Raw genomic sequence first — 229 nt, 5'->3', positions numbered from 1 at the left:
GCCGACCAATGGCGCCGAGCGCGGCAAATGCATGAAATTCAGAAACACCGCGAGGCCGAGCAGCCCGAAGATGATGGAGGGAACCGCGGCGAGATTGTTGATCGAAACCTCGATTGTGTCGGTCCAGCGGTTCCGGGGGGCGAATTCTTCCAGGTAAACCGCCGCCAACACGCCGATCGGGAAGGCAAGTGCCATCGTCACCAGGATGGTAAGGAAGCTGCCCTTCAGC

1 pseudogene is annotated in these 229 nt (G+C 60.3%); it reads right to left on the bottom strand.

The features are described 5' to 3' along the window. Positions 1 to 229, bottom strand: a pseudogene (locus tag SAZ04_RS23195) (phosphate ABC transporter permease PstA); the annotation flags it as partial.

The sequence above is a fragment of the Halalkalibacter lacteus genome, assembly GCF_036663595.1.
GTDB lineage: Bacteria > Bacillota > Bacilli > Bacillales > Bacillaceae_D > Halalkalibacter > Halalkalibacter lacteus.
Note: the sequence above shows the minus strand (reverse complement) of the source record. Positions and strands in the feature narration are given on the sequence as shown.